This window comes from Pseudomonas ovata, assembly GCF_003131185.1.
Lineage (GTDB): Bacteria > Pseudomonadota > Gammaproteobacteria > Pseudomonadales > Pseudomonadaceae > Aquipseudomonas > Aquipseudomonas ovata.
The window spans coordinates 122,284-144,640 of record NZ_QFFU01000012.1 but is presented as its reverse complement, the minus strand read 5'-3'; the positions used below and the strand labels follow the sequence as shown (position 1 = coordinate 144,640).

20 protein-coding genes are annotated in these 22,357 nt (G+C 60.3%); 5 read left to right on the top strand and 15 right to left on the bottom strand.

Annotation, left to right across the window (positions count from 1 at the left end; translation table 11 throughout):
- Nucleotides 1-40: 40 nt before the first annotated feature.
- The 5 genes from mnmE to rpmH all read right to left on the bottom strand — a co-directional run bounded on the left by mnmE (nt 41) and on the right by rpmH (nt 3,955).
- The gene (gene mnmE / locus DGA31_RS17385) at nt 41-1,411 is read right to left on the bottom strand and encodes a tRNA uridine-5-carboxymethylaminomethyl(34) synthesis GTPase MnmE (RefSeq protein WP_109513385.1); all 1,371 of its coding nucleotides are present in this window, start codon (nt 1,409-1,411) and stop codon (nt 41-43) included.
- Between the two features lie 77 nt (nt 1,412-1,488).
- Nucleotides 1,489-3,165, bottom strand: coding sequence for a membrane protein insertase YidC (gene yidC / locus DGA31_RS17380; protein WP_056840965.1), 1,677 nt, complete (start codon nt 3,163-3,165; stop codon nt 1,489-1,491).
- 2 nt (nt 3,166-3,167) lie between these two features.
- Nucleotides 3,168-3,410, bottom strand: a complete 243-nt coding sequence (yidD, locus tag DGA31_RS17375) for a membrane protein insertion efficiency factor YidD (RefSeq protein WP_082481769.1) — start codon at nt 3,408-3,410, stop codon at nt 3,168-3,170.
- Nucleotides 3,403-3,804: a ribonuclease P protein component gene (rnpA, locus tag DGA31_RS17370; RefSeq protein WP_056841500.1), complete on the bottom strand. Its 402-nt coding sequence runs from the start codon at nt 3,802-3,804 to the stop codon at nt 3,403-3,405. Before rnpA ends, yidD begins: the two co-directional genes overlap by 8 nt.
- 16 nt (nt 3,805-3,820) lie before the next feature.
- Entirely contained in the window at nt 3,821-3,955 is a 135-nt protein-coding gene (gene rpmH, locus DGA31_RS17365; protein ID WP_002551315.1) for a 50S ribosomal protein L34, read from the bottom strand.
- Between the two features lie 586 nt (nt 3,956-4,541).
- On the opposite strand from rpmH, the gene dnaA reads away from it, so the two are divergent.
- The 4 genes from dnaA to gyrB are packed head-to-tail and all read left to right on the top strand — an operon-like array spanning nt 4,542 to nt 10,754.
- Complete coding sequence (dnaA, locus tag DGA31_RS17360) at nt 4,542-6,062, top strand: chromosomal replication initiator protein DnaA (protein WP_056840966.1); 1,521 nt, start codon at nt 4,542-4,544, stop codon at nt 6,060-6,062.
- Nucleotides 6,063-6,100: 38 nt separating this feature from the next.
- Nucleotides 6,101-7,204, top strand: coding sequence for a DNA polymerase III subunit beta (gene dnaN, locus DGA31_RS17355; protein WP_056840967.1), 1,104 nt, complete (start codon nt 6,101-6,103; stop codon nt 7,202-7,204).
- A gap of 24 nt (nt 7,205-7,228) precedes the next feature.
- On the top strand, nt 7,229-8,332 hold the full coding sequence (recF, locus tag DGA31_RS17350; RefSeq protein ID WP_056840968.1) for a DNA replication/repair protein RecF: 1,104 nt from the start codon (nt 7,229-7,231) through the stop codon (nt 8,330-8,332).
- Between the two features lie 4 nt (nt 8,333-8,336).
- Nucleotides 8,337-10,754 (top strand): DNA topoisomerase (ATP-hydrolyzing) subunit B, encoded by a 2,418-nt coding sequence (gyrB, locus tag DGA31_RS17345; protein WP_109513384.1) that lies wholly within the window; start codon nt 8,337-8,339, stop codon nt 10,752-10,754.
- Nucleotides 10,755-10,831: 77 nt separating this feature from the next.
- Here the strand turns inward: gyrB and DGA31_RS17340 are convergent, their stop codons facing one another.
- The 3 genes from DGA31_RS17340 to DGA31_RS17330 form a co-directional block, all read right to left on the bottom strand.
- A complete protein-coding gene (locus tag DGA31_RS17340; RefSeq protein WP_109513383.1) occupies nt 10,832-11,299 on the bottom strand; it encodes a hypothetical protein in 468 nt (155 codons plus the stop codon).
- Between the two features lie 83 nt (nt 11,300-11,382).
- Nucleotides 11,383-12,003, bottom strand: a complete 621-nt coding sequence (locus tag DGA31_RS17335; protein WP_109513382.1) for a hypothetical protein — start codon at nt 12,001-12,003, stop codon at nt 11,383-11,385.
- Nucleotides 12,000-12,455 (bottom strand): RDD family protein, encoded by a 456-nt coding sequence (locus DGA31_RS17330; RefSeq protein WP_109513381.1) that lies wholly within the window; start codon nt 12,453-12,455, stop codon nt 12,000-12,002. The genes DGA31_RS17335 and DGA31_RS17330 overlap by 4 nt, the downstream gene beginning before the upstream one ends.
- Before the next feature lie 237 nt (nt 12,456-12,692).
- On the opposite strand from DGA31_RS17330, the gene DGA31_RS17325 reads away from it, so the two are divergent.
- A complete protein-coding gene (locus DGA31_RS17325; protein WP_109513380.1) occupies nt 12,693-13,421 on the top strand; it encodes a metallophosphoesterase in 729 nt (242 codons plus the stop codon).
- 153 nt (nt 13,422-13,574) lie between these two features.
- Here the strand turns inward: DGA31_RS17325 and DGA31_RS17320 are convergent, their stop codons facing one another.
- From DGA31_RS17320 to glyQ, 7 genes are all read right to left on the bottom strand, one after another.
- Nucleotides 13,575-16,019 carry a TonB-dependent siderophore receptor gene (locus tag DGA31_RS17320; RefSeq protein WP_109513379.1) on the bottom strand — a complete coding sequence of 815 codons (2,445 nt, stop codon included), beginning with the start codon at nt 16,017-16,019 and terminating at the stop codon, nt 13,575-13,577.
- Nucleotides 16,020-16,197: 178 nt separating this feature from the next.
- Nucleotides 16,198-17,157 carry a FecR domain-containing protein gene (locus tag DGA31_RS17315; protein ID WP_109513378.1) on the bottom strand — a complete coding sequence of 320 codons (960 nt, stop codon included), beginning with the start codon at nt 17,155-17,157 and terminating at the stop codon, nt 16,198-16,200.
- On the bottom strand, nt 17,154-17,654 hold the full coding sequence (locus DGA31_RS17310) for a sigma-70 family RNA polymerase sigma factor (RefSeq protein WP_421957979.1): 501 nt from the start codon (nt 17,652-17,654) through the stop codon (nt 17,154-17,156). Before DGA31_RS17310 ends, DGA31_RS17315 begins: the two co-directional genes overlap by 4 nt.
- 257 nt (nt 17,655-17,911) lie before the next feature.
- On the bottom strand, nt 17,912-18,682 hold the full coding sequence (locus DGA31_RS17305; RefSeq protein ID WP_056840977.1) for a lysophospholipid acyltransferase family protein: 771 nt from the start codon (nt 18,680-18,682) through the stop codon (nt 17,912-17,914).
- A 65-nt stretch (nt 18,683-18,747) separates the two neighbouring features.
- Complete coding sequence (gene gmhB / locus DGA31_RS17300) at nt 18,748-19,290, bottom strand: D-glycero-beta-D-manno-heptose 1,7-bisphosphate 7-phosphatase (protein ID WP_109513377.1); 543 nt, start codon at nt 19,288-19,290, stop codon at nt 18,748-18,750.
- A 10-nt stretch (nt 19,291-19,300) separates the two neighbouring features.
- On the bottom strand, nt 19,301-21,355 hold the full coding sequence (glyS, locus tag DGA31_RS17295) for a glycine--tRNA ligase subunit beta (protein WP_109513376.1): 2,055 nt from the start codon (nt 21,353-21,355) through the stop codon (nt 19,301-19,303).
- Nucleotides 21,352-22,299 (bottom strand): glycine--tRNA ligase subunit alpha, encoded by a 948-nt coding sequence (gene glyQ, locus DGA31_RS17290; protein ID WP_056840980.1) that lies wholly within the window; start codon nt 22,297-22,299, stop codon nt 21,352-21,354. The genes glyS and glyQ overlap by 4 nt, the downstream gene beginning before the upstream one ends.
- Nucleotides 22,300-22,357 lie beyond the last annotated feature (58 nt).

The window sequence follows — 22,357 nt, the reverse complement described above, 5'->3', positions numbered from 1 at the left end:
GCTGTTTATCCACACACCGTCTGGGTGTGGTCGCGTACGGCTACTTGCCGATGCAGAAACTGGAAAAGATCCTGCCCAGCAAGTCATCGGAGCTGAACGCTCCGGTGATCTCGCCCAAGGCTTGCTGTGCATGGCGCAGGTCTTCGGCCAGTAGTTCGCCGGCGCCCGCCAGGGTCAGCTGTGCACGGCCGTGCTCCAGGAAGCGGCTGGCGCGGTGCAGCGCATCCAGGTGGCGGCGACGGGCGCTGAAGCTGCTTTCCGATGTCTGTTGATAACCCATGCAGGCCTTGAGGTGCTCTCGCAGCAGATCCAGGCCGGTGCCTGCCGCCTTGGCGCTGAGGCTGATGGTGACATGACCGTCGTCGCTGGTTTCAAGCCTGACCGCATCGCCGCTCAGGTCTGCCTTGTTACGGATCAGGGTAACTTTGGCCGGGTCTGGACGCTCTTCGAGAAATTCCGGCCACAGGGCAAACGGGTCGCTCGCTTCGGGTGCCGTCGCGTCGACCACCAGCAGGATGCGGTCAGCCTCGCCAATCGCCTTGAGGGCACGCTGCACACCGATCATCTCCACCTGATCCTCGGTGTTGCGCAAACCGGCGGTGTCGACCACGTGCAGTGGCATGCCGTCGATGTGGATATGTTCACGCAACACATCGCGAGTCGTTCCGGCAATGTCGGTCACGATCGCCGCTTCACGCCCGGCCAGCGCATTAAGCAGGCTGGACTTGCCGGCATTTGGCCGACCGGCGATCACCACGTTCATGCCGTCCCGCAGCAAGGCACCCTGCCCGGCTTCGCGCACGACTGTGGATAACATCTCGCGCACGCCATCAAGCTTGCCCAGCACAACGCCATCGGCCAGGAAGTCGATTTCCTCCTCGGGAAAGTCGATGGCTGCTTCCACGTACATGCGCAGGCCGATCAACAGCTCGGTGAGTTTATCCACACGCTGGGAGAATGCCCCCTGCAGCGAGCGCAGCGCATTGCGGGCAGCCTGGGCCGAGCTGGCCTCGATCAGGTCGGCGATGGCTTCAGCCTGTGCCAGGTCAAGCTTGTCGTTGAGGAATGCCCGTTCGCTGAATTCACCGGGTCGTGCCAGGCGGCACCCCAGTTGCACACAGCGTTGCAGCAGCATGTCCAGCACCACAGGCCCGCCGTGGCCTTGGAGCTCCAGTACATCTTCACCGGTGAATGAATTCGGGCCGGGAAAATACAGGGCGATGCCTTCGTCCAGCACCTGCCCGTGTGCGTCTTCGAACGGACCGTAATGGGCATAGCGTGGCTTGAGTTCGCGGCCGGTGATGGCGCGTGCGGCCTTGCCGGCCAGCGGACCGGACACACGCACGATGCCGACGCCTCCCCGGCCCTGGGCAGTGGCGATGGCAGCGATGGTCTCACGAGGGGCGTTCATGGCGACTCCTGAAAAACTGACAGATAGCAAAACGCCCCACGAGGGGGCGTCTTGTACAACTTGTTCACAAGGTTAGATCAGACGACTGCTTTCTTGGAAGCCGCTTCGATCTTACGTGTGATGTAGGCCTGTTGCAGGATCGACAGGGTGTTGTTCACAACCCAGTACAGCACCAGACCGGCCGGGAACCAGAGGAAGAAGAAGGTGAAGATGATCGGCATCATTTTCATCACCTTGGCCTGCATCGGGTCCGGTGGTGTCGGGTTCAGACGCTGCTGGATGAACATGGTCGCGCCCATGATGATCGGCAGGATGAAGAACGGATCCTTGATCGACAGGTCGGTGATCCACAGGATCCACGGGGCCTGGCGCATCTCGACGCTTTCCAGCAGTACCCAGTAGAGCGCCAGGAACACTGGCATCTGCACGAGAATCGGCAAGCATCCACCCAGCGGATTGATCTTCTCTTTCTTGTACAGCTCCATCATCGCCTGGGACATCTTCTGGCGATCGTCACCGAACTGTTCTTTCAGCGCAGCCAGCTTCGGTGCCACGGTGCGCATGCGCGCCATGGACTTGTAGCTGGCGGCCGACAGCGGGAAGAACAGACCCTTGATGAGCATGGTCAGGACAATGATCGACCAGCCCCAGTTACCGAGCACGGCGTGGATATGTTGCAGCAGCCAGAAGATCGGCTGGGCAATGAACCACAGAATGCCGTAGTCGACTGTCAGTTCCAGGCCTGGGGATAACTCTTTGAGCACCGCCTGGCTTTTCGGACCGGCATACAGCGTGGCGCCGGTCTGGCCTTGCGCACCAGGCGCTACGGTCACAGTCGGGCTGGTGAAGCCGATGATGTAGTTGCCTTGGCTGTCCTTGCGGGTCTGCATGGCATTGCTGACATTGGACTCGGGGATCCAGGCAGTCACGAAGTAGTGCTGCAGCCAGGCCACCCAGCCGCCTTGCACGGTTTCACGCACCTGACCCTTGTCGATGTCCTTCATCGACACTTTCTTGTACGGCTCCGAAGGTGTCCACAGGGCAGCGCCCAGGTAAGTGGCGGTGCCGGTGGCGGTCGTCGACGATGGATCCGAGCTGGCATCACGCTTCAACTGGCCAAACAGGTTACCCGACCAGGGCTGTGCGCTCTGGTTATCCACAAGGTAGGTGACCTTCAGATCGTAAAGGCCGCGGTCCAGAGTAAAACGCTTGGTGTAATTGACGCCGTTTTCCGAGAATTTCAGGTCGACGACCAGTTCATTCTGGCCGTCAGCCAGTTGATAACTCTTCTGGGTCGACGAATAAACCGGACGACCGGTAGCACGTGCATCCGGACCGTTGGTGCCGGTCAGGCCACTTTGTGCCAGAAAAAGACGTTCGCCCCCGTTATCGAACAGTTGAAACGGGATTTCCGGACGGTCCTGACGACGTGGGTACAGCGGCAAACGCAGCTGGACAACGTCACCACCGACTGGATCGATGGCCAGATCGAGCACGTCTGTGCTGATTTTGATCAGATCCTTGCTGACTGCAACAGGGGTTTCGACAGGCGCCGCAGTGGCTCCGGCCGCAGTCGGTACATCAGCGTTCGCGGCACCATCGGTGGCGGCAGCCGGTACATCGGCATTGGTAGTGGTAGCAGCAACAGTCGGGGTCGGCAAAGCAGCCTGGCCGTAGTCTTCGTTCCATTTCAGAACGCCGACATAGGTCACGATTGCCAGGGCGCCGATCAGGATCGTGCGTTTAATATCCATGATTACTCGGCCATCGAAGAAGATCGGGAGGGAACGGGTGGAACCGGATCATAGCCACCGGGATTCCACGGATGACAGCGACCTAATCGTCTGAGGGTCAGCCAGCCGCCGCGCAGAACGCCATGATGTTCAATGGCTTCCAGGGCGTAGCAGGAGCAAGTGGGGTAGAAACGACAATGACTGGCCATCAATGGGCTGATGGCATAGCGATAGAACTGGATCGGAACGAGTGCCAGTTTACGCATCAGGATTGTCCACCCCTGCAGGTTCGGTTTTCTCTGGAGTCACAGGCCGGCTGCGTGCCAGACGCTTCCAGAGCTTGCCAAAATGCTGGGTCAGTTCTGGATTACCCAGGTCACCCAGCCCTTTACGCGCGACGATCACGATGTCCCAGCCGACCAGGTTGTCCTGGTGCAGGCGAAACGATTCGCGGATCAGGCGTTTCAGGCGATTGCGCTCAACCGAGAGCTTGACGCTCTTCTTACCGATCACAAGCCCGAGACGGGGATGATCAAGGTCGTTGTCGCGTGCAAGGATCAGGAGATTTTTTCCCGGAACCTTGCCGGTGGGGGAGTCAAAGACTGCCTTGAAATGCCGGGGGGTAAGCAGACGCTTTTCCCGACCGTAGTCCTGACTCACCACCTGTACCGGAGAATCAGACGGCCAGACGCTTACGGCCTTTGGCACGACGACGCGACAGAACGGCGCGGCCGTTTTTGGTGGCCATGCGGGCACGGAAACCGTGAGTGCGGGCGCGCTTGATAGTGCTGGGTTGGAAAGTACGTTTCATGGCGTGTTACCTGGTTCGTCGACAACGGGCCGGAATGGCCCCCGTTTTAAGAGACCGGCGATTCTAGAGAAAGCAAGCGGATAGGTCAATTTCCAACCAGCGTTTACTTCAACGAGTTCTCTATAAAGATGCTGCGTGCTGTCCACCAGGTTTCAGCGGTGAGCTGTAAAGCCTGCGTCGTTATAGAAACAAGAAGTCTTTTTATAAAGCTTTTTTGATACAGCTGTTACTCTTACGCACCCCCTTATCTGTGGATAACCTCCTGTAAGCCTTTTGTTACGTGGTGTACAGCGTTTCAAAAGGTTGTCGAGAAGCGGTGCTCTGGCTGTGCTGCGCCTCCGGATAAGCTGTGTATTAAAGTGATTTTTATCCACAGGCAGGTTATGCACAGGCTTGACCCCCTACTTATGCAAAGACCTGAAGGGCGGTTATCCACAGGGCTTAAGTGTTGAGATTTTCAGCAATCGAAGGGGATAAATTTTTTGGATAAAAGACGGTGCGGCCACCTACATGTGGATAAGTCGGTCGGTGATCGCTACAATGGCCGCTGTTTTTGCCTTAGCGGCTTTCAACTCAGGGGATATCCGTGTCAGTGGAACTTTGGCAGCAGTGCGTGGAGCTTTTGCGCGATGAGCTGCCGGCCCAGCAATTCAACACCTGGATCCGCCCGCTACAGGTCGAAGCCGAAGGCAGCGAGTTGCGCGTCTATGCACCCAACCGCTTCGTGCTCGACTGGGTCAATGAAAAGTACCTGGGCCGCCTGCTCGAACTCATTGGCGAGCACGGTCAGGGCATGGCGCCTGCGCTTTCCTTATTAATAGGCAGCAAGCGCAGCTCGGCGCCCCGTGCGGCACCCAACGCGCCTCTGGCCGCGGCGGCTGCAGCGGCCCAGGGCTCGCCAGCCAGCCCTGCACCGGTCAACAGTGCACCGGCGGTGATCACCACGCCGGCACCGGCACCGGTGCGCCAGGCTGAAAGCGACGAGCCTTCGCGTGACAGCTTCGATCCCCTGGCCGGCGCCGCCAGCCAGCAGGCGCCTGTGCGCGCCGAAGGGCGTACCGTGCAGGTCGAGGGTGCGCTCAAGCACACCAGCTACCTGAACCGCACCTTTACCTTCGAGAACTTCGTCGAGGGCAAGTCGAACCAACTGGCCCGGGCCGCGGCCTGGCAGGTGGCCGACAACCCCAAGCATGGCTACAACCCGCTGTTTCTTTATGGCGGCGTGGGCCTGGGCAAGACGCACTTGATGCACGCGGTGGGCAATCACCTGCTCAAGAAGAACCCGAACGCCAAGGTCGTGTACCTGCACTCCGAGCGCTTCGTGGCCGACATGGTCAAGGCGTTGCAGCTCAACGCGATCAACGAGTTCAAGCGCTTCTATCGTTCGGTCGATGCGCTGCTGATCGATGACATCCAGTTCTTCGCCCGTAAAGAGCGTTCCCAGGAAGAGTTTTTCCATACCTTCAACGCACTGCTTGAAGGCGGCCAGCAGGTCATTCTTACCAGTGACCGCTATCCCAAGGAAATCGAAGGCCTGGAAGAACGTCTCAAGTCGCGTTTCGGCTGGGGCCTGACCGTTGCGGTCGAGCCGCCCGAGCTTGAGACCCGCGTGGCGATCCTGATGAAAAAAGCCGACCAGGCCAAGGTCGAGCTGCCGCACGATGCGGCCTTCTTCATCGCCCAGCGTATTCGCTCCAACGTTCGTGAACTGGAAGGCGCGCTCAAGCGGGTCATTGCCCACTCGCACTTCATGGGCCGCGACATCACCATCGAGCTGATCCGTGAATCGCTCAAGGACCTGCTGGCCTTGCAGGACAAGCTGGTGAGTGTCGACAACATCCAGCGCACGGTGGCCGAGTACTACAAGATCAAGATCTCCGATCTGTTGTCCAAGCGTCGTTCCCGTTCGGTCGCCCGCCCCCGTCAGGTGGCCATGGCACTGTCCAAGGAACTGACCAACCACAGTCTGCCGGAGATCGGCGACGTGTTTGGCGGGCGTGACCACACCACGGTGTTGCACGCTTGCCGCAAGATCAACGAACTCAAGGAATCCGACGCGGATATCCGCGAGGACTACAAGAACCTGCTGCGTACATTGACCACATGATGATGCCAGTGCAGTTTATCGAGGCAAGGGACTAGACCATGCATTTCACCATTCAACGCGAAGCCCTGTTGAAACCCCTGCAATTGGTCGCCGGCGTAGTCGAACGCCGCCAGACCTTGCCGGTGCTTTCCAACGTGCTGCTGGTCGTTCAGGGTCAGCAACTGTCGCTGACCGGCACCGACCTTGAAGTGGAACTGGTTGGCCGCGTCCAACTGGAAGAGCCTGCCGAGCCCGGTGAAATCACCGTGCCGGCGCGCAAGCTGATGGACATCTGCAAAAGCCTGCCCAACGACGTTCTGATCGACATCAAGCTCGAAGAGTCGAAGTTGCTGGTCAAGGCCGGTCGCAGCCGTTTCACCCTGTCGACCTTGCCGGCCAACGACTTTCCGACCGTCGAAGAAGGCCCGGGCTCGCTGACCTTCGACCTGGTGCAAAGCAAGCTGCGTCGCCTGATCGAGCGCACCAGTTTCGCCATGGCCCAGCAGGATGTGCGCTATTACCTCAACGGCATGTTGCTGGAGGTCAACAGCGGTGTACTGCGTGCCGTCGCCACTGATGGTCACCGTCTGGCCATGTGCTCGATGGCTGCCGAGATCGGCCAGGCCGATCGTCACCAGGTCATCGTACCGCGCAAGGGCATTCTGGAGATGGCCCGCCTGCTCACCGAGCAGGACGGCATTGTCAGCATCGTGCTGGGCCAGCACCACATTCGCGCCACCACCGGTGAATTCACCTTCACCTCCAAACTGGTCGACGGCAAATTCCCGGACTACGAGCGTGTGCTGCCCAAGGGTGGCGACAAGCTGGTACTGGGCGACCGTCAGGCGTTGCGTGAAGCGTTCAGCCGCACCGCGATCCTGTCCAACGAAAAGTACCGTGGCATTCGTCTGCAACTGGCCAGTGGTCAGCTGAAGATCCAGGCCAACAACCCCGAACAGGAAGAAGCCGAAGAAGAAATCGGTGTCGAGTACAACGGCGACTCACTGGAAATCGGCTTCAACGTCAGTTACCTGCTGGACGTACTGGGTGTGATGACCACCGAGCAGGTGCGTCTGATCCTGTCCGACTCCAACAGCAGCGCCCTGGTGCAAGAGTCCGACAATGACGACTCGGCCTATGTCGTCATGCCGATGCGCCTGTGACCCTCTGATGCATAGCGCAGCCTGATGTCTCTCAGTCGCGTCTCGGTCACCGGGGTGCGCAATCTGCACCCGGTGACCTTCTCCCCCTCTCCGCGTATCAACATACTCCACGGCGCCAACGGCAGTGGCAAAACCAGCGTGCTGGAAGCCGTGCACCTGTTGGGGCTGGCACGTTCGTTTCGCAGTAACCGGCTGCTGCCCGTCATCCAGTATGAACAGCCCAGTTGCACGGTATTCGGTCAGGTCGAACTGATTGAAGGCGGCCATAGCAACCTGGGCATTTCTCGTGACCGTCAGGGTGAATTCCAGATTCGTATCGATGGTCAGAATGCACGAGGCACGGCCCAACTCGCCGAAACCCTGCCACTGCAGTTGATCAACCCGGACAGCTTCCGGTTGCTGGAAGGGGCTCCCAAGATCCGCAGGCAGTTTCTGGACTGGGGTGTGTTCCACGTGGAACCTCGCTTCATGGCCACTTGGCAGCGCCTGCAGAAAGCCCTGCGGCAGCGAAACTCATGGCTGCGGCATGGTACACTTGACACCGCTTCGCAAGTGGCATGGGACCGGGAATTGTGCCTGGCCAGCAACGAAATCGACGAATTCCGGCGCGCTTACATCAAGGCCCTGAAACCGGTTTTTGAAAAGACATTAAGCGAACTGGTCGACCTCGAAGGTCTGACCCTGAGCTACTACCGCGGCTGGGACAAGGAGAAAGAGCTGGGCACGGTGCTCGCCTCCTCCTTGCAGCGCGATCGGCAGATAGGCCATACCCAGGCCGGGCCCCAACGCGCAGATCTGCGCCTGAGACTCGGAGCCCACAACGCGGCCGACATCTTGTCCCGCGGTCAGCAGAAGCTGGTGGTCTGTGCCCTGCGCATTGCGCAAGGCCACCTCGTCAGCCAGGCGCGTCGAGGACAGTGCATCTACCTGGTGGATGACCTGCCCTCCGAACTGGATGACCACCACCGCCGCGCGCTTTGTCGCTTGCTTGAAGACTTACGCTGCCAGGTGTTCATCACCTGTGTAGATCACGAATTATTGATCGATGACTGGCAGACGGAAACGCCAGTTGCCGTGTTCCACGTGGAACATGGCCGTATCACCCAGACCCACGACCATCGGGAGTGATTGCATGAGCGAAAACCAAACGTACGACTCCTCCAGCATCAAGGTGCTGAAAGGACTGGATGCCGTACGCAAGCGTCCCGGGATGTACATCGGCGATACAGACGATGGCAGCGGTCTGCACCACATGGTGTTCGAGGTGGTTGATAACTCGATCGACGAAGCTCTGGCCGGCCATTGCGACGACATCAGTATCATCATCCACCCAGACGAATCGATTACCGTGCGCGACAACGGCCGCGGTATTCCGGTAGACGTCCATAAAGAAGAAGGCGTTTCGGCAGCCGAAGTCATCATGACCGTGCTGCACGCCGGCGGTAAATTTGACGACAACTCCTACAAGGTTTCTGGCGGCCTGCACGGCGTCGGTGTGTCGGTGGTCAACGCCCTGTCCGAACAGCTGCAACTGACCGTGCGTCGCAGCGGCAAGCTCTGGGAACAGACCTACGTGCACGGCGTGCCGCAAGAGCCGATGAAAATCGTTGGCGAGAGCGAAACCACCGGTACCCAGATCCACTTCAAGCCTTCGGCCGAAACCTTCAAGAACATCCACTTCAGCTGGGACATCCTGGCCAAGCGGATTCGTGAGCTGTCGTTCCTCAACTCTGGCGTCGGCATCCTGCTCAAGGACGAACGCTCCGGCAAAGAGGAAATGTTCAAGTACGAAGGCGGCCTGCGTGCCTTCGTCGAATACCTGAACACCAACAAGACGGCCGTGAACCAGATTTTCCACTTCAACGTCCAGCGTGACGACGGCGTGGGTGTCGAGATTGCCCTGCAGTGGAACGACAGCTTCAACGAGAACCTGTTGTGTTTCACCAACAACATTCCACAGCGCGATGGCGGTACGCACCTGGTGGGCTTCCGCTCCGCCCTGACGCGTAACCTGAACAACTACATCGAGCAGGAAGGTTTGGCCAAGAAGCACAAGGTCGCTACCACCGGTGACGATGCTCGTGAAGGCCTGACCGCGATCATTTCGGTCAAGGTTCCGGACCCCAAGTTCAGCTCGCAGACCAAGGACAAGCTGGTCTCGTCCGAGGTCAAGACCGCTGTGGAACAGGAGATGGGCAAGTACTTCTCCGACTTCCTGCTGGAAAACCCGAACGAAGCCAAGGCCGTGGTCGGCAAGATGCTCGACGCTGCCCGTGCCCGTGAAGCCGCGCGCAAGGCCCGTGAGATGACCCGCCGCAAAGGCGCGCTGGACATCGCCGGCCTGCCGGGCAAACTGGCCGACTGCCAGGAAAAGGACCCTGCCCTTTCCGAACTGTACCTGGTCGAGGGTGATTCTGCGGGTGGGTCGGCCAAGCAAGGCCGCAACCGCCGGACCCAGGCCATCCTGCCGCTCAAGGGCAAGATCCTCAACGTCGAGAAGGCCCGCTTCGACAAGATGATCTCGTCCCAGGAGGTCGGCACGCTGATCACCGCGCTGGGCTGCGGTATCGGTCGCGAAGAGTACAACATCGACAAGCTGCGCTATCACAACATCATCATCATGACCGATGCTGACGTCGACGGCTCGCACATCCGTACCCTGCTGCTGACCTTCTTCTTCCGTCAGTTGCCGGAGTTGATCGAGCGCGGCTACATCTACATCGCCCAGCCGCCGCTGTACAAGGTCAAGAAGGGCAAGCAGGAGCAGTACATCAAGGACGACGAGGCCATGGAAGAATACATGACCCAGTCGGCCCTGGAAGACGCCAGCCTGCACCTGAGCGAATCGGCCCCGAGCATCTCAGGTGAAGCTTTGGAGCGCCTGGTCAACGAGTTCCGTACCGTGATGAAGACGCTCAAGCGCCTGTCGCGCCTGTACCCTCAGGAGCTGACCGAGCACTTCGTCTACCTGCCGGCGGTGACGCTGGAGCAACTGTCCGACCACGCCGCCATGCAAGACTGGCTGGCCAGGTTCGAAGTGCGCCTGCGCACGGTCGAGAAGTCGGGCCTGACCTACAAGGCCAGCCTGCGTGAAGACCGCGAGCGTAACGTCTGGCTGCCGGAAGTCGAACTGATCTCCCACGGCCTCTCCAGCTACGTGACCTTCAACCGCGACTTCTTCGGCAGTAACGACTACCGGACGGTCACCGTGCTCGGTGCCCAGATCAGTTCGTTGCTCGAAGAAGGTGCCTACGTCCAGCGTGGCGAGCGCAAGAAGCCGGTCACCGAGTTCAAGCAGGCGCTTGAATGGCTGATGACCGAAAGCACCAAGCGCCACACCATCCAGCGCTACAAAGGGCTGGGCGAGATGAACCCGGACCAGCTGTGGGAAACCACCATGGACCCGAGCGTGCGCCGCATGCTCAAGGTGACGATCGAAGACGCCATTGGCGCCGACCAGATCTTCAACACCTTGATGGGCGACGCCGTAGAACCGCGCCGCGACTTCATCGAAAGCAACGCACTGGCCGTGTCCAACCTGGACTTCTGATGTAAGCGCAACAATGAAAAGCCCCTGCCAGCCTCGCGCCAGGGGCTTTTTCATGCCAGCGCACCGTAGGATCGGCTTCAGCCGCGAACACCCGCCTCCACCATCCCCCGCTCGATCCATCCCGCCAGATCCCGTGGCGCCGGCGAATCGGCATACCCCTGCGCAATCTCGAAAGGATCAACCATTACACCCTGCGGCTCGGCAAACGAAAAGTCCCCTACCCCATACCGGGCAAAGGTCGGCGACCCTGGCACGGTGTCCACCTGCCAACAACCCTGGTAGCGACAGACCAGATACTCGCCGATGAAATAGCCGATGCGTGTAATGAACCAGGTTCTGTTCTGCTCGCTGATGTGCGCGTGACAAAAGCCGTCATCCAATAGCGGCAAGAACCTCTCCGGCCGGATCAGGACCTCATGCGGCTCGGCAAAGCCCAGGCTGGTGCAGAACTCATGCAGCACCGGCAAGCGCTCAGAGCGGAAGGCATCGAACCCGGCGATGCGCCGTGCAAGCAATGCCTCTGGCGTTTCTTCTGGAGCGTTCATGGCGGTTTGCCCTTCTTCAAGAAATACCTATGAGGGTTTGGGTCTACAGTCTGTAGACGTGATACGCGTGTTCAAGAATGGGCTCAGACGAACCTGAGCTTCCAGTAGTCCACACCCTTGGCCCAGTACCGATGCGTATCCGGTATGAGGTAATTGAAATCTGCACACTTGGCCAACCAGCCTGGGTGGGCCAGCGATTCGTGAAACCGGTCCTGATTCATGTGCAGGAAAATCTCACGATCAAAGTTGATGTAGAACAGTGGTAACCGTGAGGCCAGGACATTGGCAAGACAGAAATCTTCACGGCTCAGCGCCACCCCGGACAGATAATGGTCTTCGACTCGTGCCAGCAAGGCCTTGGGGTCGCACTTTGTCGACGGTATGAAAAAATGTTCAAGGCGCTCGCAGACGGCGGCGGTCCCCTGTGGATCATTCAGGTACTGCAGAAAGGTATCGGCCGTAAGCTGTAGCACGCCATTCCTGAATTCCCCGCAGGACCGGGTGTATTGCTCAGGCGTGATATCGCCCTTCTCCAGATAGGCGCTGTAGTCTTTTTCGGCATCAAGGTCGAAATTGTAGGTATGGTCCAGCACCCAATAACACCTGCCTTGATGCACGAAAAAGCAGAGGCTTTTTTCGTGGATAAACAGGTCGGTGAGACAGGACTCATCCAGTTCAGCGGCTGATACCGTGCGAGGGTTCATTGAGGGCTCCTGCTGTTGATCACGATGGTCCCGCCCAGCATGTCGCCCAGGCGCCGACGATGACCAAAGAACACGAAGATCGCGTCCAGCACGCTGAACAGGATTTTCGGGAAATTGCGCAGCAATGATCTGAAAGGCGTGCAGTAGGTCTCGAATGGAAACCCCACGACTGAAATTCGCATCACGCGTTTGCCCGGACTTTGTCCGCGCGGCAGTGCGTCAGCGAACAAAAGATACAGGTAAGGCACCAGAAAAGTGATCGTGAACAGGGTCACTTCGAGTGAGTGTGAAATCGAGACGAAGAACCAGGCTGCCAATAATCCCACTACCTTCTCGGTGACAATGAAAAGAATATGAGCTATCGATACATCAATCATGACCGCGTAAAAACGCTTCATGGGCGTGGCCAGATCATAGGTTGAAGGAGGATAGTCATGCGTATACGTTTTCATCGATAACACCGGATAGAGTGACTGACGCCGCTACACAAGCGGCTCAGACGGCTTGTTGCCGTGATGGTTCCTGCGAACGACCAAAACTGTGGAGCAATACCCATTCTTCAACCGGTGGTGGGATGGGGCCAGACGACCGATTTCCCTACCCGATTTAATCGCGTCCTGCACCGGGATGAACCTTCTTGCCGGTTTGACCCGATGCCAAGTGCGATACGACACGGAGCCTGCCAGCCGATGAAGCTTCTGATTTACTCCGACCTGCACCTGGAATTCGTCGACTTCCAGCCCCCTGCTGTCCAGGCCGATCTGGTGGTGCTGGCCGGGGATATCTCGGTGCGCAGCCGTGGGGTGACCTGGGCGAACGAAACCTTCAACGCTCCGGTGATCTATGCCTGCGGCAATCATGAGTTCTACAAAGGACACATCGATAAGACACTGATCAAGATGCGAGAGACCGCCGCCGGGCATGTGCATGTCCTGGACAACCAGACCCTGATCATTGGCGACACCCGCTTTCTGGTGGCTACGGCCTGGACAGACTTCACCGCCACCGGAAACTATCAGGTCGCAATGGGTGTATGTGCCGAGCGGATGAACGACTTCAAGCGCATTCGGATCGGAGAGCGCTACAGCAAGCTGCGCCCTGTCGACCTCATCGCCCGCAACATCGCTACGCGCCGTTTCCTGGCCGATGAACTTGGTAAGGCATTCGAGGGCAAGACAGTGGTGATCACGCATCACTGCCCGATTCAGGAGGTCGCAGGTAATGATCATGACGGTCACCTGGGCGCGGCCTACTTCAACCAATGGCATGACCTGGTGGCCCAGGCGGATGCCTGGATTTTCGGCCACACCCATCATGCCATCGACACCGTTGTCTCGGGCTGCCGGCTTGTTTCAAATCCGCGAGGCTATCCCGGCGAATGCACGGGGTTTATCCCGGACCTCTTGATTGAAGTCTGAGGCGGTGCGTCTTGAGTCTTTCATGACGCAACGTGTGTGAAACGCGGCTGGCTCATAGGAACCCAGGCCAGCCGGTGTGCAGAGAGAATTAGACCGAGTGTTCCACGTGGAACATATGAGAAATGACCGGGGTGAACAGCATGGCTTTCAGCCTCAGAACGAATACTTCAGCGACAGGATCAGATTCCTCGGCTCGCCATACACGCCGTTATCGGTGATCGAGGCATAGTACTTCTTATCGAGCAGGTTGCTGGCATTCAAGGTCGCTGACAGGTTCTGGTTGATGTCATAGCGGGTCATGGCGCTCAGCAACATGTAGCTGCCCTGTTCAGGGTAGCCTTCACCCTCGAAGCCATAGCGGCTTTTCCAGTTGAATCCGCCGCCGATTGTGAGCCGGTGCAAAGCCCCCGACAGACGATAGGTGGTGAAGCCTTTGACGTTATGCCGAGGTATGCGGCTCATGGCCCGGTTGCCCTGTGCGTCCTCGCTCAGGCTGTAGGCATAGCCGCCCGCAATGTTCCAGCCTTCGCTCAGTTCGCCATTGGCTTCCAGTTCTACGCCTTCGGTGGTGATGCCTTGCAGCGAGCGGTAGGCGCTGAGGGTGCCGTCGTACTCGGCCACGTTGTCCTGCTCGACCTTGAACAGGGCCAGGTTGGCATTGAGCCGGCCGTTGTTGAAGGCGGCCTTTATCCCGACTTCATAGGCGGTGCCTTCCTCCGGTTCAAGCGGACTGTTATTGATGTCGCGGACTGTGGCGCTTTGTGGATTGAATATCTGCGTGTAGCTGCCATACAGCGACCATGTGTCGTCCAGATCATAGATCAGGCCGGCAAAGGGTACGACCACACCGCTTTCAGTCTTGTCCTGCCGGCTGCGCACGCCTGTCGTGGAGACGGTGCGGGCATTGCGTTTCCAGTCCATGACTCGAGAACCGATGATGAGGTGAGTGGCATCGGTCAGGCTGAACCGTGAGGTCAGGTAGGCGCTGTACTGGGTTTCTTCGGTCGTGGTCTTGCCCGTGCGGTTGAAGTCCGGGCGGTTTGCACCGCGGCCATTCCAGTCCCACACATTGCCCAGCGTGCCGTCGTAGTTGCTGTTCCAGCTGTACAGCCAGCCATAGTTATCGGACTTGATATCGGTGTGCGACAAAGCCACGCCGGCGACCAGTTCATGCTCGCGGCCCAGGAACGAAAACGGGCCGGTGGCGTAGGCGTCCAGGCTGTTGACCGTATTGGTTTCAACCCACTTGGCCGGCGCAATACTGCTGCCCAGCCCGGTGGTGGCATCGATCTCGCCATACTGGTAGTAGGAGATCGCATCCTGCTCGTTGCGGCTGCGGCTGATTTCAACCTTGCCGTTCCAGCCGTTATCGAAGGCATGATCCAGCGACACGAAAAGGTTGCTCTGGCGGGTGTCGTAATAGCTCCAGTCCGGCGCATTGTTATACGAACGCGGCAGGTTGATGCGGGTGCCGGTACTGTAGTTATTGTCGTAAAACAATGGCACCCCGCTGCGCAGCGGCTGTTCATTGTCATTGCTCTGGTAGCTGAAACCGACGCTCAGCAAGGTCTGTTCGCTGAGGTCGAACTCAGTGATGCCATAAGCCAGGTCCGCACGGCTTTCATAGCGGTCCAGCCAACTGTTGCGGTCCTTGTGGTCGAGCACCAGGCGGCTGCGAATCGTGCCGGTGCTGTTGAGTGGGCCGGATACATCAGTGCCCACGCCGTACTGGTCCCAGCGCCCTGCCTCGGCACTGACGCTGGCCTGGTTCTGTGCCGTAGGACGCTTGCGAACCATGTTGATGGAGGCGCCCGGGCTGCCCATGCCGCTCATCAACCCGGTGGCGCCACGCACGACCTCGACCCGATCGAACATGGCGGTTGAGGCCTGCAGGCTGAACAGTTTGCTCGACGATTTCGGCAAGCCATCGACCAGATAATTGGAAATCATGAAACCGCGCGAATAGGGCTGGTCCAGGTCGGTGCCAATGCCCTGGTTGAAAGTGCTGATGCCCACCGTCGCCTCCAGCACGTCGGTGATGCTGGACAGCTTTTGATCATCAAGTCGCTGGCGGGTAATCACGGTGACCGATTGCGGTGTTTCCTTGAGGCTCAAGCCCAGTTTGGTGGCGCTGCTTGAGGGGCGTGTCGAAACATACGCGCCAGTCCCTTCACTTTGCAGCTCCAGGCCGGCGTCCTGAATGCGCGTCGCCCCCAGTTCCACCGCCTTTCCCGTCTCGACCGCCACCGCCAGCGCATAATTGCCCCCGGTATTGATCGCCTGCAAACCGGTACCCGCCAGCAGCCTGGCCAGGCCCTCACCCACCCCGTAATTGCCATTCAGCCCTGGGCTGCGTTTACCGGCCGTAAGCTGGGCATCGGCCGACAGCAGAATGCCCGCCTCACTGGCAAAGCGATTGAGCACCTGATCCAGGTTGCCGGCAGGAATGGCATAGCCACGGCTCTGCTCACGGCTGGCCGACGGTTCGCCGGCCGCCAGCACCGGCAGGCCCGGGACGGCAGCCAACAGGCCGGTGAACAGCGCGCTGCGCACGCAAAGACTGAGTCGGGAACGATATGGGATGAGTAGATGCGGCACGCTGGGGATCCTCTGACGAAGGCGGCAGGATGAGTTCAAGAGGTATCCCGAGCGAGCATGCAAAACCGACAAGGCCAATCAAAAAAATTGTTGAATAACTGATTCGCAGGAGCGGACGGGCGGCGATCCGCTTCGGCCGGGAAAGCCATTCCCGGCTGAAGCCGGTCCTGTAAGGTGGTTATTGCGGTGCGCTCACTGTTACCCAATAACGCGTCAGCCGGTGTACTTCGACCGGTAGCGACTGTTGCAACGCCAGCAGCACCCGGTCGGTATCGGCCAGTGGAAAGACTCCGGTCAGTGGCAGCCCGGCCACTGCCGGGTCGCAACGCAGCACGCCCGGCCGATGGCGCGACAGTTCATGGATGAAGCGCCCCAGCGGCATGCGTTCGGCCACCAGCCGGCCCTGGGTCCAGGCAATGGCATTGGTATCGGCTTCGATGACCTGCCCTGCCCGCTCGGTGCTGAACCAGCACTGCTGCCCGGCATACAGGCGTGTAGCCGCTGCCTTGAAGGGGCGCAGTTCCAGCTCACCCTCGAACAGCGTCACACGGCTGCCACCGTCGACCTCGTACACCGAAAAGCGCGTGCCCAGCGCCTGGATCTCACCAGCCGCTGTCTCGACGATCAAGGGTCTGCGGGCCGGATCATGGCCACTTTGTAGAAGGATTTCGCCACTCAATAACTGAATCCGCCGTTCGCCAGCGCTATAGCGAATATCCACCGCCGTGCCGCTGTTGAGGCTGAGCTGGCTGCCATCGACCAGGGTCTGGTTCATCGGCGTGCCGGCTCCACTGCGCAGGTCGGCCATGGCCTCGCGCCACGGCAGGCGGCTCCGGGCCAGGTAACCGGCACCACCGGCCACCGCCAGCAGGCCCAGCAGCTTGAGCGTCTGGCGCTTGTGGGTATCCGGTTGCTGACGCAACACTGCGCCGGCCATGTCGGCTGGCACGCCGCTCAAGGTGCCCTGCAACTGTTCGAAACGCTGCCAGGCCCTGCGGTGTTCGCTGTCGGCCGCCTGCCATGCATGGAAGCGGCGTTGCTGGTCGGCGTCCAGCTCGCCATTCCAGTGCAGCATCAGCCAGTGGCTGGCCTGCTCGACGACCGCCTCATCGATCGGGGCTTCGCGGGCCGGTTTCATTCGGCGTACAACACCTGGTAACAGGCGCTGATGGCACGCAGCATGTACTTCTGCACCGAGCTGACACTCACTTGCAGGCGCTCGGCAATCTGCGCGTAGTCCAGCCCTTCAAAACGCGACAGCAGGAAGGCTTCGCGCACCCGCGCCGGCATGGCGTCGAGCATGCTGTCGATCTGCAACAAGGTTTCGATGACCATGGCGCGGGTTTCCAGTGACGGCGTTTGCGGTTCCGGCAAGTGGGCCAGGCTGTCCAGGTAAGCCCGTTCGATGCGCTGGCGCCGCCACTGGTCGATCACCAGGTTGCGGGCAATCTGCGCCAGGTAGGTACGGCCCTCATCGATAGCGGGCAAGCGGCGGGTGATCAGCAAACGCAGGAAGGTGTCCTGAGCAACGTCGGCAGCGCGTTCATGGTCGCCCAAGCGTTTGCGCAGCCAGCCTTGCAGCCAGCCATGATGATCGCGGTAAAGCATGTCGATGGACGAGGTTTCGATAGGCACCGCGCGGTCCGCCCTGAATGCATTTAAGAATTAGTCGCAATTCTATGATGGCTAAATGCAGATGAGCAATCACGGTACAGATGTGCTGATGACCGGCATAAAAAAACCGGCCTCCGCAAAGGGCCGGTCCAGAGGCTCATGAAAACTTATGCACGTTTTCAGGGTGTTTTGGCCCTTATGAAATAAGTAACCAAATCAATCAGATAGAGCGATTATTTGTGTGTTTCAGAAAATTCGCACACAGGTTATCCACAATTTCACGCAGGGACTTTTTCGTCATTCGTCATCAAGATGGCCGGCGATCCCATGGCCCGTTGCGTGGCTTCGTTCCAGGCCTGGACCCGGTCATTGAGCGCAGCAATGGCGCGGGGTCCGGTGCCTTCAGCGAACATCGGCTCGCCGATCACCACCTCGATGGTGCCCGGCGTCTTGTGCCAGCCTTCCTTGGGCCAGTACTTGCCGGCGTTGTGGGCAATCGGCAGCACCGGCAGGTTGGCGTTCACGGCCAGGGCAGCACCGCCCCGGGAGAATTTGCCGACCTTGCCATAGGGCACGCGCGTGCCTTCCGGAAAGATCAGTACCCAGACGCCGTCCTTGAGCAACTGGTCACCCTTGCGGGCAATCTCCTTGAGTGCCGCCTTGGGGTTGGAGCGGTCGATGGCGATGGGCCGCAGCATGGCCATGGCCCAGCCAAAGAACGGCACATACAGCAGTTCACGCTTGAGCACCTGGCTGAGCGGCTCGAAGTACGCCGACAGAAAGAAGGTTTCCCAGGTGCTCTGGTGATTGGACACGATCACGCAAGGGGTAGTGGGCACGTTGTGCTCGCCCGTCACCTTGATGTTGATGCCCAGCAGCACCCGTGACAGCAACAGGGCAAACCGGCACCAGTTCACGTTGATGAAGCGGTAGCGGCTTTTGAACGATAAAAACGGTGCGATGAAAAAGCTCAGGGTGCACCAGGCGAAGGCGCTGGTGCCCAGCAGCAGGTAAAAGATAGAGATTCTGAGCGTCCGGATGATCGACATGCCTGCTTTTACCTAGGGGCGTGCGCCCGTTGATGGCCCGTGCCCGGAGTTCGCCGGTCAGGGCGTTACCGGTGACGGTTGTGGATAAGTTCTTCGGCAATGGCCGCCAGATCTTCGAAGATCAGCGTCCCGGCCGGTACCTGGCGGTCCATTGTCCGGCGACCTTTGCCGGTCAGCACCAGCACCGGCTGCGCCTCGACGGCCAGCGCCGCCTGCAGGTCGCCGGGGCTGTCACCCACAAACCATACACCGGCAAGGTCGGTGTGGTAATGCCGGGCGATGGTCTGCAGCATGCCCGGCAGCGGCTTGCGGCAGTCGCAGCCGGCATCGGGGCCGTGTGGACAATAAACGATCAGACCCACCTCGCCACCCTGCTCCGCCACTAACATGCACAACTGCGCATGCATGGCGTCCAGGGTGGCCAGGTCGTAATAACCTCGGGCAATGCCGGACTGGTTGGTGGCCACAGCCACCGTCCAGCCTGCCTTGCTCAATGCTGCGATGGCCTCGATGGAGCCGGGAATGGGAATCCACTCCTCCAGCGACTTGATGTAGGCGTCGGAGTCATGGTTGATCACCCCGTCCCGATCGAGAATCAGCAGCTTCACGCTCTACCCCTCAGCCCAGCAACGAGATGTCGGCCACGCCCAGGAACAGCCCGCGCAGACGTGCCAGCAGCGCATAGCGGTTGGCCCGTACGTTGGCGTCCTCGGCGTTGACCATCACCGCAGCGAAGAAGGCATCGACCGGCTCGCGCAGGCTGGCCAGACGCGCCAGCGACTCGGTGTACTTGCGCTCGGCGGCCAGTGGCTGCACGGCGTGGTCGGCCTGTTGCACGGCCGAATACAGCGAGAACTCGCTGGCGTTGTCGAAGTACTTGGGCTCGACGGTCTGGGCAACCTTGCCCTCGGCCTTGGCCAGCAGGTTCGAGACGCGCTTGTTCACGGCGGCCAGGGCCGCCGCCTGTGGCAGGGCACGGAAGGCCTGCACGGCCTGCACGCGCTGGTCGAAGTCCAGTGCCGAGGCCGGCTGCAGCGCACGCACCGAGAGGTACACGGCCACGTCGATGCCTTCGTCTTCGTAGCGTGCACGCAGGCGGTCGAAGATGAATTCCAGCACCTGGTCGGCCAAGCCGGCAGCCTTGACCTTGGCGCCGAACAGCGTGACCGCGAACTTCACGGTCTCGACCAGGTTGAGGTCGTACTTCTTGTCGATCAGGATGCGCAGGATGCCCAGTGCTGCACGACGCAGCGCGTAGGGGTCCTTGCTGCCGGTGGGCAGCATGCCGATGCCGAAGATGCCCACCAGGGTGTCGAGCTTGTCGGCGATGGCCACGGCGGCACCGGTAACGGTGGTCGGCAGTTCGGCGCCGGCACCGCGCGGCATGTACTGCTCGTTCAGCGCCAGGGCGACATCTTCAGGTTCGCCGTCGGCCTTGGCGTAGTAGTAACCGGCGATGCCCTGCATTTCAGGGAATTCGCCGACCATCTCGGTCGACAGGTCGCACTTGGACAGCAGGCCGGCCCGTGCGGCACGCCCGGCGTCGCCGCCGATGCGTGGCGCGATGTAGGCCGCCAGGGTCGAAACGCGCTCGGCCTTGTCGAACACGCTGCCCAACTGGGCCTGGAACACGACGTTCTTGAGGCGCTCGTTGAAGCTTTCGAGCTTCTGCTTCTTGTCCTGCTTGAAGAAGAACTCGGCGTCGGTCAGGCGCGGACGCACGACTTTCTCGTTACCCGAGACGATCTGCGCCGGGTCCTTGCTCTCGATGTTGGCCACGGTGATGAAGCGCGGCAGCAGCTTGCCCTCGGCGTCCAGCAGGCAGAAGTACTTCTGGTTGTCCTGCATGGTGGTGATCAGGGCTTCCTGCGGCACTTCCAGGAAGCGCTCCTCGAAAGAGCACACCAGCGGCACCGGCCATTCGACCAGGCCGGTCACCTCATCGAGCAACTCGGGCGGCACGATGGCGGTGCCCTGGTGCTGGGCGGCCAGTTCGTCGACGCGCTTGGCGATGATCTGCCGGCGCTCGTTGGCATCGGCCAGCACATGCGCGGCGCGCAGGTCGGTCAGGTAACCGGCCGGCGAGCTGATGCGCACGTCTTCAGGGTGATGGAAGCGGTGGCCACGCGAGTGACGGCCCGAGGTCTGGGCCAGGATCGTGCAATCGATGACCTGGTCGCCGAACAGCATGACCAGCCACTGGGTCGGACGCACGAACTCTTCCTTGCGCGCCGCCCAGCGCATGCGCTTGGCGATTGGCAGGTCGTTGAGCGAGTCTTCGACAATGGTCGGCAGCAGCGACGGGGTCGGCTTGCCGGCAATGCTCTGCACAAAACGCAGCTTGGGGCCGCTCTGGTCGATTTCGGCCAGGTCGACACCACACTTCTTGGCAAAGCCCAGGGCGGCCTGGGTCGGGTTGCCCTCGGCATCGAACGCGGCCTGGCGTGGCGGACCGTCGAGGGTCACGCTGCGGTCAGGCTGCTGGTCGGCCAGACCGGTCACCAGCACGGCCAGGCGGCGCGGTGCGGCATACACCTGGCTGGCGGTGTAGGTCAGGCCGGCGCCTTGCAGGCCCTTCTCGATGCCGGCACGAAAGGCTTCGGCCAGGCTGCCCAGGGTCTTGGGCGGCAGCTCTTCGGTGCCCAGTTCGACCAGAAAATCTTGAGCACTCATTGTGCAGCCTCCAGCTTGGCCAATACTTCGTCGCGTAGATCAGGCGCCGCCATCGGGAAGCCCAGGCGGGCGCGCGATTGCAGGTAGCTCTGGGCGACCGAGCGGGCCAGCGTGCGCACGCGCAGGATGTACTGCTGGCGGGCGGTCACGGAAATGGCGCGACGGGCGTCGAGCAGGTTGAAGGTGTGCGAGGCCTTGAGCACCATTTCATAGCTTGGCAACGGCAGGTTCAGCTCGATCAGGCGGGCTGCTTCGCTTTCGTAGAAATCGAACAGCTCGAACAGCTTGTCGACGTTGGCGTGTTCGAAGTTGTAGGTCGACTGTTCCACCTCGTTCTGGTGGAACACATCGCCATAGGTGACCTTGCCGAACGGGCCGTCGGCCCACACCAGGTCATAGACCGAGTCCACGCCCTGCTGGTACATGGCCAGGCGTTCCAGGCCGTAGGTGATTTCGCCGGTTACCGGGTAGCACTCGATGCCACCGACCTGCTGGAAGTAGGTGAACTGCGAGACTTCCATGCCGTTGAGCCAGATTTCCCAGCCCAGGCCCCAGGCGCCCAGGGTCGGCGATTCCCAGTTGTCTTCGACAAAGCGCACGTCATGCACCAGCGGGTCGAGCCCGATGCGCTTGAGCGAGCCCAGGTACAGCTCCTGGAAGTTGTCGGGGTTGGGCTTGAGCACCACCTGGAACTGGTAGTAGTGCTGCAGGCGGTTGGGGTTCTCGCCGTAGCGGCCGTCGGTAGGACGACGGCTGGGCTGGACGTAGGCGGCATTCCAGGTTTCCGGGCCGACGGCGCGCAGAAACGTGGCCGTGTGGAACGTGCCGGCGCCTACTTCCATATCGTAGGGCTGAAGGACCACACAACCCTGCTCGGCCCAGTATTGCTGGAGGGCGAGGATCAAGTCTTGGAAGGTACGCACGGCTGGCGTAGGCTGGCTCACAAAATTCACCTGTGCTGGGCTGCGATTCGAAAGGCGGGGAGTATACCCGATTCGGCCG